The 11,831-nt window shown below is 68.9% G+C and carries 8 protein-coding genes and 1 riboswitch; of the genes, 4 read left to right on the top strand and 4 right to left on the bottom strand.

The genetic code is table 11. The annotated features are described in order from the left end of the window. Positions 1 to 104: 104 nt before the first annotated feature. A complete protein-coding gene (gene thiC, locus H570_RS0100580; protein WP_027079062.1) occupies positions 105 to 1,982 on the bottom strand; it encodes a phosphomethylpyrimidine synthase ThiC in 1,878 nt (625 codons plus the stop codon). Positions 1,983 to 2,082: 100 nt separating this feature from the next. Further along, a riboswitch (TPP riboswitch) is annotated at positions 2,083 to 2,179 on the bottom strand. A gap of 360 nt (positions 2,180 to 2,539) precedes the next feature. Between thiC and H570_RS15715 the strand changes: the two genes are divergently transcribed. Further along, positions 2,540 to 3,487 (top strand): homoserine kinase, encoded by a 948-nt coding sequence (locus H570_RS15715; RefSeq protein ID WP_036134547.1) that lies wholly within the window; start codon positions 2,540 to 2,542, stop codon positions 3,485 to 3,487. Positions 3,488 to 3,614: 127 nt separating this feature from the next. Here the strand turns inward: H570_RS15715 and H570_RS0100570 are convergent, their stop codons facing one another. The 3 genes from H570_RS0100570 to H570_RS0100560 all read right to left on the bottom strand — a co-directional run bounded on the left by H570_RS0100570 (position 3,615) and on the right by H570_RS0100560 (position 8,609). Next, positions 3,615 to 4,670 (bottom strand): 2-oxoacid:ferredoxin oxidoreductase subunit beta, encoded by a 1,056-nt coding sequence (locus H570_RS0100570; RefSeq protein WP_027079061.1) that lies wholly within the window; start codon positions 4,668 to 4,670, stop codon positions 3,615 to 3,617. Positions 4,671 to 4,861: 191 nt separating this feature from the next. Then, positions 4,862 to 6,715: a 2-oxoacid:acceptor oxidoreductase subunit alpha gene (locus H570_RS15710; RefSeq protein ID WP_036134545.1), complete on the bottom strand. Its 1,854-nt coding sequence runs from the start codon at positions 6,713 to 6,715 to the stop codon at positions 4,862 to 4,864. A gap of 55 nt (positions 6,716 to 6,770) precedes the next feature. After that, positions 6,771 to 8,609, bottom strand: a complete 1,839-nt coding sequence (locus H570_RS0100560) for an FAD-dependent oxidoreductase (RefSeq protein WP_027079060.1) — start codon at positions 8,607 to 8,609, stop codon at positions 6,771 to 6,773. A 254-nt stretch (positions 8,610 to 8,863) separates the two neighbouring features. Between H570_RS0100560 and H570_RS0100550 the strand changes: the two genes are divergently transcribed. The 3 genes from H570_RS0100550 (at position 8,864) to H570_RS0100540 (ending at position 11,791) form a co-directional block, all read left to right on the top strand. Next, positions 8,864 to 9,544: a TetR/AcrR family transcriptional regulator gene (locus H570_RS0100550; protein WP_027079059.1), complete on the top strand. Its 681-nt coding sequence runs from the start codon at positions 8,864 to 8,866 to the stop codon at positions 9,542 to 9,544. A 158-nt stretch (positions 9,545 to 9,702) separates the two neighbouring features. Next, positions 9,703 to 10,353 (top strand): protein-L-isoaspartate O-methyltransferase family protein, encoded by a 651-nt coding sequence (locus H570_RS0100545; RefSeq protein ID WP_027079058.1) that lies wholly within the window; start codon positions 9,703 to 9,705, stop codon positions 10,351 to 10,353. A gap of 46 nt (positions 10,354 to 10,399) precedes the next feature. After that, the gene (locus tag H570_RS0100540) at positions 10,400 to 11,791 is read left to right on the top strand and encodes a TolC family outer membrane protein (protein ID WP_027079057.1); all 1,392 of its coding nucleotides are present in this window, start codon (positions 10,400 to 10,402) and stop codon (positions 11,789 to 11,791) included. Positions 11,792 to 11,831 lie beyond the last annotated feature (40 nt).

Genomic DNA, 11,831 nt, shown 5'->3' with positions numbered 1-11,831 from the left:
GAACGCTAGCACGCCCTGCCCGGCTTCCGGCGTGAGCAAAGGCCAACCACCGGTGAACGCCGGCTGACGCCGTCGCTGCCCGTCGGCCCTGGTCGAAGGCCGCCTCAGCCCTGTCGATAGACTTCCGCGCCCTGCGCCACGAATTCAGCGGACTTCTCCGCCATGCCCTCCGCCAGCGCCGCCGCCTCGTCCACCCCGTGCTCGGCGGCGTAGTCGCGCACGTCCTGGGTGATCTTCATCGAGCAGAAATGCGGCCCGCACATCGAGCAGAAGTGCGCCAGCTTGTGCGCGTCCTTGGGCAGGGTCTCGTCGTGGAACTCCCTTGCCTTCTCAGGATCGAGGCCGAGGTGGAACTGGTCCTCCCAGCGGAACTCGAATCGCGCCTTGCTCAGCGCGTTGTCGCGCACCTGCGCGCCCGGATGACCCTTGGCGAGATCCGCGGCATGGGCGGCGATCTTGTAGGCCATGATGCCGTCGCGCACGTCCTCGCGGTCGGGCAGGCCGAGATGTTCCTTGGGCGTGACGTAGCAGAGCATCGCGGTGCCGAACCACCCGATCATCGCCGCCCCGATCGCACTCGTGATGTGGTCGTAGCCCGGCGCGATGTCGGTGGTCAGCGGGCCGAGGGTGTAGAACGGCGCCTCGCCGCACTCGGCCAGCTGCTTGTCCATGTTCTCCTTGATCAGCTGCATCGGCACGTGGCCGGGGCCTTCGATCATGGTCTGGACGTCGTGCTTCCAGGCGATCTTGGTCAGCTCGCCGAGCGTTTCCAGCTCGCCGAACTGCGCGGCGTCGTTGGCATCGGCGATGCAGCCCGGGCGCAGGCCGTCGCCGAGGCTGAAGGCCACGTCGTAGGCCTTCATGATCTCGCAGATGTCCTCGAAGTGTTCGTACAGGAAGCTCTCGCGGTGGTGCGCCAGGCACCACTTGGCCATGATCGAACCGCCGCGCGAGACGATGCCGGTCACGCGCTTCGCCGTCAGCGGCACGTAGCGCAGCAGCACGCCGGCGTGGATGGTGAAGTAGTCCACGCCCTGCTCGGCCTGCTCGATGAGGGTGTCGCGGAAGATCTCCCAGGTCAGCTCCTCGGCGCGGCCGTCGACCTTCTCCAGCGCCTGGTAGATCGGCACCGTGCCGATCGGCACCGGCGAGTTGCGGATGATCCACTCGCGGGTCTCGTGGATGTGCTTGCCGGTGGACAGGTCCATCACCGTGTCGCCGCCCCAGCGGATCGCCCAGACCAGCTTCTCGACTTCTTCCGCGATCCCCGAACTCACGGCGCTGTTGCCGATGTTGGCGTTGATCTTGGTCAGGAAGTTGCGGCCGATGATCATCGGTTCGCTTTCGGGATGGTTGATGTTGTTGGGCAGGATCGCGCGGCCGCGGGCGATCTCGTCGCGGACGAACTCGGGCGTGATGGATTCCTGGATGCTCGCGCCGAAGGCTTCGCCAGGATGCTGCTTGCGCAGCATCGCGTCGTGCACCGCCTCCAGGCGCTGGTTCTCGCGGATCGCGACGTACTCCATCTCCGGGGTGACGATGCCGCGGCGCGCGTAGTGCATCTGGGTCACGTTGGCGCCGGCGTTGGCCACGCGTGGCAGCCTGCGGCCGGGGAAGCGCACCGCGTCGAGGCGCGCGTTGCCCTCGCGCCCGCGGCCGAACTCGGAGCTCAGCTGCGACAGCAGCCCGGTATCGCCGCGCTCCTCGATCCAGCGCGCGCGCAGCGGCGCCAGGCCCGTGGCAAGGTCGATCTTCGCGTCCGGGTCGGTGTAAGGGCCGGACGGGTCGTAGACGGTGACGGGCGGGTTGTCCTCGCCGCCGAACAGGGTGGGCGTCTGCGTCAGGGTGATCTCGCGCATTGCCACCCGGATGTCCGGGCGCGAGCCTTCGACGTGGATCTTGCGCGAGCCGGGGATCGGCCGGGTCACGGATTCGGACAGCTGCTGGGTCTGCTGCAGCAGGGAGGCGGGCACTGCGTTCATGGCGTTCGTCCTGGAATGGGCTGGACGAAGCGGCGGCGCATGGATCCGCGTGGGATTGCCGGGGTCCCGAACGGGGAACCCGGCGGGCTCGCGCCCTCCTGCGTGATCCTGCGAAGCTTCCCTACGCCGGCATCACCCGGATCAGGTTCGAAGGGACTGTCTCAACCGGCTGCTGGCCGGTACCCCCGCTTCAACGGCCATTGGATCACGATGCGAAGCGGGAGGCCAGTTCGACCGGCAACCCTGCCGATGGAGCCGCCGCGCTGCGGCGCGGGCCCCGGGGCGTCGACCGGCCAGCGGTGCCGGGCGGCGCGCATCTTGCGCGCACTGAAGGACGCGCTCGCAAGGCGCTGGACTGGCTGGCGACAGGTGCGATGGCCACTTCCGCTGACCGGCGACCGGCTTCCGCCCAGGGGCGAAAGCTGACGCGAGCGCGCGAATCGCGTGAGAATGCGCACCGCGCGCCTGCAGCGCCTTGCCCTCCCAGGAAAACCGATGCCGGTAGCTCCGCCCCCCGTCGCTGGAAATCCCGCGTCCATCGCGCGCAGCCTCCGCGCATGAAGGCTTGCAACGACTTCGCCCGCGCCTTCGCGCCCGCAGGCGTGGGCAACATCGGCGTCGGCTTCGACCTTCTCGGGCACAGCATCGCGGGCCCGCGCGACATCGTCCGGGTCCGGCGCATCGACGTCCCGCGGGTCCGGGTCGCGGCGATCGGCGGCGATGCGCCGGGCCTGGACGTGATTCCGCTGGACATCGAGCGCAACACCGCCGGGCGGGCCGTCGCGTCGCTGCACGCCGCGCTCGGCCTCGCGTTCGGCTTCGAACTGGAGCTTGAGAAGGGCATCCCGGTGGGCGCCGGCCTCGGCGGCTCCGCGGCCTCGTGCGTGGCCGCGCTGGTGGCGGCGAACGCGCTGCTCGACGCGCCGCTGCCGCGCGAGGCGCTGTATCCGTTCGCGATCGACGGCGAAGCCGTGTCCAGCCGCAGCCGCCAGGGCGACAACGTCGCGCCGATGCTGCTCGGCGGCGTGGTGATGGCCACCGCGCAGCGCATGATCCGGCTGGATTCGCCCGACTGGCTGCACTGCGTGGTGGTGCATCCCGACCAGGTGCTGGAAACCCGGCGCGCCCGCGAAGTGCTGGCCGACCCGTACGCTCTGCCGCAGGTCGTGCAGCAGAGCGCCTGCCTGGCGCTGTTCCTTACCGGCCTGCAGCGCGGTGATGCCGGCCTGATCCGCGAAGGCCTGCGCGACCTGCTGGTCGAGCCGCGACGCGCTCCGCTGATTCCCGGCTTCGCGGCGGTGAAGGCCGCGGCGCTGGACCATGGGGCGCTGGGGGCAAGCATTTCCGGCGCCGGGCCGAGCGTGTTTGCATGGTTCGAATCGAAGGCGCAGGCCGAAGCCGCCGCGCCGGCCATGCGCGCAGGTTTCGCGGCCGCCGGCTTCGACTCGCGCGCGTACGTCTCGCCGGTGGCGGGGCCGCGTGCGGAGGTGCTCGAAACGGGTTGATCCCGTGCGCAGCACGCGGACCATTGACCTGCATTGGCCCCGTAGGAGCGCCCCATGGGCGCGATGGCTTTACCGAGAACGCATCGCGCCCATGGGGCGCTCCTACGGGATCGACCGACTCGACGCTTCAGCGCAAAGCGGCGTTGATCTTTTCCAGTGCCGCTGCGCCCGGGTTCAACTCGTCCACGCCAAGCGAGTTCAGCGGCGCCGGCACCGTGTTGATGTGGCCATGCAGGTCGCCGGCCGCGGCATCGACGTACAGCAGGCCGGTCACCACTTCGCCGCGCGCGTGGCGCTGCTGGATCAGGTTCATCGCCGCGATCCGGTCGCGCGGATCGTAGTCGGCGTCCAGCTTCCGCAGGCGCAGGACCGAGCCGTCGTGCTGCTCGACGTCGATGGTTTCACCCGCTTCGTAGTCGACCACGATCTCGGCGCGCGGCAGCATCACGTCGAGCTGGTTGACAGCGTCGTTGTGCTCGCGCACGTAGTCGTAGCTCTTGGTGCTGCCGGCGTGGTTGTTGAAGGCCACGCAGGGACTGATCACGTCGAGGAAGGCGGCGCCGCGGTGCGACAGCGCGCCCTTGATCAGCGGCACCAGCTGCGACTTGTCACCGGAGAATCCGCGCGCTACGTAGCTGGCACCGAGCTGCAGCGCCATCGTCACCATGTCCAGCGGAGTGTCGGTGTTGGCCACGCCCTTCTTCGACACCGAGCCCTGGTCGGCGGTGGCCGAGAACTGGCCCTTGGTCAGCCCGTACACGCCGTTGTTCTCGACGATGTAGACCATGTCGACGCCGCGGCGGATCGCATGCACGAACTGGCCGATGCCGATCGACGCCGAATCGCCGTCGCCGGACACGCCGAGGTAGATCAGCTCGCGGTTGGCGAGGCTGGCGCCGGTCAGCACCGACGGCATGCGCCCGTGCACGGTGTTGAAGCCGTGCGACTGGCCGAGGAAGTAGTCCGGCGTCTTCGAACTGCAGCCGATGCCCGAGAGCTTGGCGACGCGGTGTGGCTGGATGTCGAGTTCCCAGCAGGCCTGGATGATCGCCGCCGAGATCGAGTCGTGCCCGCAGCCCGCGCACAGGGTGCTGATCTTGCCCTCGTAGTCGCGGCGGGTGAAGCCGATCGCGTTGCAGCCGAGCGAAGGGTGGTGGAGCTTTGGCTTGGCGAGGTAGGTCATGGGCTTGGCTCGTGCTGTTCCCTTCTCCCTCTGGGGTGAAGAGAAGTTTTTGCGGACCACTGGTCCGCGCGACGATGAACGCCTGGGCGCTGGCGCCCAGGCCGGGGCGCGGAGCGAGGTGCCCGAAGGGCGGATGAGGGAACGGACTTTCCGTTCGCGATGAAGGTTGGTCGGCCAGTCATTGCCTGCCCTCATCCGGCGCTTTGCGCCACCTTCTCCCGGAGGGAGAAGGAAACAGCGATGCGCTCCTTGACCGCCCCGGCGATGAAGCGCGCCGTGATCGGCGTGCCGTCGTAGTGCAGCACCGCGACCAGCCGCGCCGGATCGATGCCGAATTCGTTGACCAGCAGCGAACGCAGCTGGCCGTCGCGGTTCTGCTCGACCACGAACACCGCGTCGTGCGCATCGATGAAGTCGCGCACCGATTCCGGGAACGGGAACGCGCGGATGCGCAGCGTGTCGATGGCGATGCCGACGGCCTGCAGGTGTTCGACTGCTTCGGCCATCGCCGGGCTGGTGGAACCGTAGAAGATCGCGCCGTGCCGGGCCGGCACCTCGGACTGCGACGCAACGGGCTGCGGCACCAGCGACTTCGCGGTCTCGAACTTCTGCAGCAGCCGCTGCATGTTGTAGACGTAATCCGCGCCGCGCTCGGAGTACTGCGCCTGCGGATTGCGCGAGGTGCCGCGGGTGAAGTACGCGCCCCTGTCCGGATGCGTGCCCGGCCAGGTGCGCCAGGGAATGCCGTCGCCGTCGACGTCCTTGTAGCGCGCGAACTCGCGGCCGCTGTCGAGCTGTTCGGCGGTCATCACCTTGCCGCGGTCATAGGTGCGCGCGTCGTCCCACGCGAACGGCGCGCACAGCCGCTGGTTCATGCCGATGTCCAGGTCGCTCATCACGAACACCGGCGTCTGCAGCCGGTCGGCGAGATCGAACGCGGCCGCCGCGAACTCGAAGCATTCGCGCGGGTCTTCCGGGAACAGCAGCACGTGCTTCGTATCGCCGTGCGAGGCATAGGCGCAGGCCAGCACGTCGGACTGCTGGGTGCGCGTGGGCATGCCGGTCGAGGGCCCGCCGCGCTGCACGTTGAGGATCGTCACCGGGATCTCGGCGAAGTACGCCAGGCCGATGAACTCGTTCATCAGCGACACGCCCGGCCCCGAGGTGGTGGTGAAGGCGCGCGCGCCGTTCCAGCCGGCGCCGACCACCATGCCGATCGACGCGATCTCGTCCTCGGCCTGGATCACCGCGAAGCGCGCCCTGCCGGCGTCGTCGACGCGGTACTTCTGGCAGTACTTCTGGAAGGCCTCGGCCAGCGACGACGATGGCGTGATCGGATACCACGCGCAGACGGTGGCCCCGCCGTACACGCAGCCAAGCGCCGCGGCGGCATTGCCTTCGACGAAGATACGGTGGCCGACGGCATCGGCCTTGCGCACGCGCAGCCCGATCGGGTGCGGCAGGTGCTCCATGACCCAGCTGCGTCCCAGGTGCAGCGCCTCGACGTTCGGCGCCAGCAGCTTCGGCTTGGTCCGGTACTGCTCGCCGATCAGCGTTTCAATCACCGCCGGATCGACCTCCAGCAGCGCGCTCAGCGCGCCGACGTACATGATGTTCTTGAACAGCTGGCGCTGGCGCGGATCGTCGTAGGTCGCGTTGCAGATCTGCGTCAGCGGGACGCCGACGATGGTGACGTCATCGCGGAACTTCGACTTCGGCATCGGCTTGCTGTTGTCGTAGAACAGGTAGCCGCCCGGCTCGATCTCGGCGACGTCGACGTCCCAGGTCTGCGGATTCATCGCCACCATCAGGTCGACGCCGCCGCGGCGGCCGAGCCAGCCGCGCTCGGACACGCGCACCTCGTACCACGTAGGCAGGCCCTGGATGTTGGACGGGAAAATGTTGCGCGGACTGACCGGCACGCCCATGCGCAGGATGGCCTTGGCGAACAGCTCGTTGGCGGAGGCGGAGCCGGAACCGTTGACGTTGGCGAACTTGACGACGAAATCGTTGGTGGACTGGAGCGGCGCATGGACGGGGGTCATGCGACGCCCCCGGCGCGAACAACCTGGCGAAAAGCCGGCACGGCCTCTTCGACGTTCATGCCGCCTCCCGGCGCTTCTTGCTGCGGCAGCCGGACCCGGCGTGCGTTTCGAGCAGCAGGAACTTCTGCATGTCCCAGGCCCCGGTCGGGCAGCGCTCGGCGCACAGGCTGCAGTGCAGGCAGACGTCCTCGTCCTTGACCATCACCCGCATCGTCTTCAGCGGTTCGGACACGTAAAGATCCTGTTCGAGGTTCAGCGCCGGCGCGGTCAGCCGGGTGCGCAGGTCGGCCTCGTCGCCGTTGCGGGTGAAGGTGATGCAGTCGGTCGGGCAGATGTCGACGCAGGCGTCGCATTCGATGCACTTGTCGCGGGTGAACACGGTCTGCACGTCGCAGTTGAGGCAGCGCTGGGTTTCCTTCCACGCGGTGGCGGCGTCGAAGCCCAGTTCGACCTCGGTGCTGATGCTGTCGAGCTTCTTCGCCGCCTCCGCCCACGGCACCGCGTAACGCTCGTCGGGCGAGACGGCGTTGTCGTAGCTCCACTCGTGGATGCCCATTTTTTGCGATTCGAGCCGCACCATCGGGTCGGGGCGCTCGCGCGGGTCCTCGCCGTGCAGCAGCTTGTCGATGCTGATCGCCGCGGCGTGGCCGTGCGCGACCGCCCAGATGATGTTCTTCGGTCCGAACGCGGCATCGCCGCCGAACAGCACGTGCGGCAGCGAGGACTGGTGGGTGACCCTGTCGACCACCGGCATGTCCCACTCGCCGAACTCGATCCCGGCGTCGCGCTCGATCCAGGGGAAGGCGTTCTCCTGCCCGACCGCGATCAGCACCTCGTCGCAGGGATGGAATTCGTCCGGCTCGCCGGTGGGCACCAGCTTGCGCCGGCCACGCTCGTCGTACTCGGCACGCACGCGTTCGAAGGTCATGCCGGTGAGCCGGCCGCTGGCGTGGACGAAGGCCTTGGGCACGCGATAGTCGAGGATCGGGATGCCCTCGTGCATCGCGTCCTCCTTCTCCCACGGGCTGGCCTTCATCTCGTCGAAGCCGGAGCGCACCAGCACCTTGACGTCGGTGCCGCCGAGCCGGCGCGCGGAGCGGCAGCAGTCCATCGCGGTGTTGCCGCCGCCGAGCACCAGCGCGCGCTTGCCGATCCTGGTGACGTGGCCGAAGTAGACGTTGGCCAGCCAGTCGAGGCCGACGTGGATGCTGGCGGCACCCTCCTTGCGCCCGGGCAGGTCGAGGTCGCGCCCGCGCGGCGCCCCGCTGCCGACGAAGACCGCATCAAAGCCCTCGCCCAGCAGCGCCTTCATCGAATCGATGCGACGGCCGCCGACGAACTCCACGCCCAGGTCGAGGATGTAGCCGCACTCCTCGTCGATCACTTCCTCGGGCAGACGGAACCGCGGCACCTGGGTACGCATGAAGCCGCCGGCCTTCGGGTCGGCTTCGAACACGGTGACCTGGTAGCCCAGCGGTGCGAGGTCGCGGGCGACGGTCAGCGACGACGGCCCGGCGCCGACGCAGGCGATGCGTTTTCCGTTTGGCTGCGCGGCGGGTTTGGGCATCCGCGCGCGCACGTCGCCCTTGTGGTCGGCGGCGACGCGCTTGAGCCGGCAGATCGCCACCGGCTCGGGCTTGTCTCGCATCGACTCGGGGCCGTTGTTCTCCTCCACCCGGCCGCGCCGGCAGGCGGGCTCGCAGGGGCGGTCGCAGGTGCGGCCGAGGATTCCGGGGAAGACGTTGGAGTGCCAGTTCACCATGTAGGCATCGGCGTGGCGGCCGGCGGCGATCAGGCGGATGTATTCGGGAACCGGCGTATGCGCCGGGCAGGCCCACTGGCAGTCGACGACCTTGTGGAAGGTGTCGGGGTTGCGGATATCGGTCGGTTCCACCGCTGCGCTCCGATTCTGCTGGGGAATCCTGCTGGGAAATCCTGCCGGGGAATCCTGCGGCAAATCTCGCTGGCACATCCCGCGGGCAGGCCGGACACGCCGGCCAACGCTCGCCGGTTCGAGTCTAGCGCGCAATGCGCGCCGCGGTGGAAGGGGCCGGCGAGGCCACGACCTTGCCCGCCGAACCGGAACCGCCGGCAACGGCGGCGGTGCCACGCCTGTAAATACAGAACCGATTGGTCTAGTATTAGGCCATGTCAGTTCCCCCCGCCCGCAAGCCCGGCGCCGCAGCGCCTGTCAGGCACGCCAGCCCCGGTCGCCCCAAGGATCTCGCCAAGGGCGCGGCGATCCTCGAGGCTGCCAAGCGCATGTTCACCGTGCACGGATTCGACCGCACCAGCATGGACCAGATCGCCGCCGAGGCCGGCGTGTCCAAGCTCACCGTCTACAGCCATTTCGGCGACAAGGAGGCGCTGTTCGCGGCCGCGGTCAAGTCGCACTGCGAAACCCAGCTGCCTGACGCCCTGTTCGAAGCGGCGCCCGAGATGCCGCTGCGCGAGCGCCTGCTGACGATCGCGCATGCCTTCTTCGCGATGGTCAGCTCGCCCGAGGCCGTCGCCGGCCATCGCATCATGTGCACTCCGCAGATCACCGGTTCGCCGCTGCCGGCGATCTTCTGGCAAGCCGGCCCCGAGCGCATCCAGGCGGTCTTCGCGGCGCTGCTGCAAAAGCGCGTCGATGCCGGCGAACTCGACATCGCCGATGTCCCGCTTGCCGCATCGCAGTTCTTTGCCCTGCTCAAGGGCGAGGCGCACGCGCGGCTGGTGTTCGGCTGCCTCAAGGGGGCCCGTCCGGTGGAAGAGCATCTCGCCGCGGCGGTGGACATGTTCCTGCGCGCCTACGCCCACCACGCGAAGGACGGCGCCCGCGCGTGACCATGCGCACGGTGCCGGCGGTCTCGGTGACTTCCGGCACTGCGTGCTGCTGTGCTGCAACAGCCATCCTGCTTCCTGCCCGCTGATGCGGGGACAGGGGTCAAACACGGTTAAAATGGTGGGCTGACCGCACCACTCCCCTAAAGAGAAGAGCAGCGATGATGGACTACACCAAGGCCCGCGAAACGATGGTGGAACAGCAGGTGCGTCCCTGGGACGTGCTCGACGTGCGCGTCCTGGACGTGCTGGTCCGGCTGCCCCGCGAGGCGTTCGTGTCCGAGACCCACCGCGCGCTCGCCTATGCCGACATCGAACTGCCGCTCGGCCACGGCGAACGCATGATGAAGCCCGTCGTCGAAGGCCGCGCGCTGCAGGCGCTGGAACTCGACCCCGGCGACGAGGTGCTGGAGATCGGCACCGGCAGCGGCTTCCTGTCCGCATGCCTGGGCATGCTGGCGCGCGACGTGGTCAGCCTCGAGCGCCACGCCGACTTCGTCGACCTCGCGCGCGCCCGCCTGCAGGCGCAGGGCATCGCCAACGTCGCGGTGGAAGTGGCCGACGCGATGGCGTGGGACACCGATCGGCGCTTCGACGCGATCTGCGTCACCGGCGCCGTCGCCGCGGTGCCGTCACGTTTCCTGCAGTGGCTGCGTCCCGGTGGGCGCATGTTCGTGGTCCGCGGCAACCCGCCGGTGCTGGATGCGGCGCTGCTGCGCCAGGATGTCAACGGCATCCGCACTGAATCGTTGTTCGAGACCGACCTCACTTACCTCGTCGGCGCGGCCCCGGTGCCGGCCTTCGTCTTCTGAAACCACTTGCGCTGAAGCCAAGTGCCCTGATCCCAAGGAACTCCGCATGAGCCGCCGCCCCCTCGCCCTCGCGCTCGCCCTGGCCGCCCTGCTGCCCGCCTCGGCATTCGCCGAAGACCTGCTGCAGACGTACGAGCTCGCCCGCACCGGCGACCCGCAGCTTGCAGCGGCCGAGTCCGGCCGCCTCGCGCAGAAGGAAGGCGCGGTGCAGGCGCGTGCCCAGTTGCTGCCGCAGATCAACGGCAGCGCCTCGCTGTCGCGCTCGCACGTGGCCGGCCAGGACTACTCGGACCCGACCACGCGCAGTTACAGCGCCAACCTCGACCAGACGGTTTTCAACTGGAGCAGCTTCGCCAACGTGCGCGCGCAGAATGCGCTCAGCCACGCGGCCGACTACGACCTGGAAGCCGCCGGTGATTCGCTGATCACCCGCACCTCCGCCGCCTACTTCAACGTGCTGGTGGCGATCGAGACGCTGGCCGCCGCCGAGGCCGCCGAGACCGCGCTCAAGCGCCAGTTCGACTACGCCGACAAGCGCCTTGAAGTGGGCCTGGCGCCGATCACCGACGTGCACGAGGCGCGCGCCCAGTACGACAGCGCCCGCGCCAACACCATCGCCCAGCGCAACGCGCTGGCCGATGCCTACCAGGCGCTGACCGAGATCACCGGCACCCGGATCGGCAACCTCAAGGGCCTGCCGGACGACTTCCGTCCCGAGCTGCCGGCGGGTGGGGACGCCGACACCTGGGTCGCCTCGGCCATGGAGAACAACCCCTCGCTCAAGTCGAGCGAGTACCAGGTCAAATCTGCCGAGCAGGGCGTCTCGTCCGCGCGCGGCGGGCACTATCCGACGCTGAGCTTCGGTGCTACCTACGGCAACCGAGACAGCTGGGGCGGGCCGGAGTTCATCCCCGATCCCACCGATCCCACATCAACGACGCGCGCGGGCGAAAGCCGCGGCATCGGCCTGACGCTGACCGTGCCGATCTTCTCCGGTGGCGCCACCCAGTCGCGCGTGCGCGAGGCGATCGCCAACCGCGACATCCGCCAGGACCAGTTCGAGCAGCAGAAGCGCGCCGTGGAGCGCAACACCCGCAACTCGTACCAGACCCTGGTGGCCGGCATCAGCGAGATCGAGGCGCGGCGGCTGGCGGTGGTCTCTGCCGAAGCCGCCTACGATGCATCGCAGGTCGGCCTGGAAGTCGGCACGCGCACCGTGCTGGACGTGCTGATCAACCAGCAGAACCTGTTCAACGCGCGCCAGGCCTACGCGATCGCCAAGTACAACTACCTGCAGAACCGGCTGCTGCTCGACCAGTCGGCCGGCTCTCTGGATTACGCCGACGTGCAGGACGTCAACCGCCTGCTCACCGTCGATGCCAACGCACAGCTTTCAACCGAGTCGGCAATGCAGCCGGGCGACCCGCAGGCCCGGTAAGCCCGCCTCCATCGACTGCCTCCGCGGCCCGGCCATGCCG

Origin of the sequence: Luteimonas mephitis DSM 12574, from assembly GCF_000422305.1 — a bacterium.
Taxonomy (GTDB): domain Bacteria; phylum Pseudomonadota; class Gammaproteobacteria; order Xanthomonadales; family Xanthomonadaceae; genus Luteimonas; species Luteimonas mephitis.
Note: the sequence above shows the minus strand (reverse complement) of the source record. Positions and strands in the feature narration are given on the sequence as shown.

Excerpts from the sequence above, each read along its gene's own strand:
- H570_RS0100550 (WP_027079059.1), top strand. The coding sequence starts at position 8,864 with ATGTCAGTTCCCCCCGCCCGCAAGCCCGGCGCCGCAGCGCCTGTCAGG.
- H570_RS0100545 (WP_027079058.1), top strand. The coding sequence starts at position 9,703 with ATGATGGACTACACCAAGGCCCGCGAAACGATGGTGGAACAGCAGGTG.
- H570_RS15710 (WP_036134545.1), bottom strand. The coding sequence starts at position 6,715 with ATGACCCCCGTCCATGCGCCGCTCCAGTCCACCAACGATTTCGTCGTC.
- H570_RS0100540 (WP_027079057.1), top strand. The coding sequence starts at position 10,400 with ATGAGCCGCCGCCCCCTCGCCCTCGCGCTCGCCCTGGCCGCCCTGCTG.
- H570_RS15715 (WP_036134547.1), top strand. The coding sequence starts at position 2,540 with ATGAAGGCTTGCAACGACTTCGCCCGCGCCTTCGCGCCCGCAGGCGTG.
- thiC (WP_027079062.1), bottom strand. The coding sequence starts at position 1,982 with ATGAACGCAGTGCCCGCCTCCCTGCTGCAGCAGACCCAGCAGCTGTCC.
- H570_RS0100570 (WP_027079061.1), bottom strand. The coding sequence starts at position 4,670 with ATGACCTACCTCGCCAAGCCAAAGCTCCACCACCCTTCGCTCGGCTGC.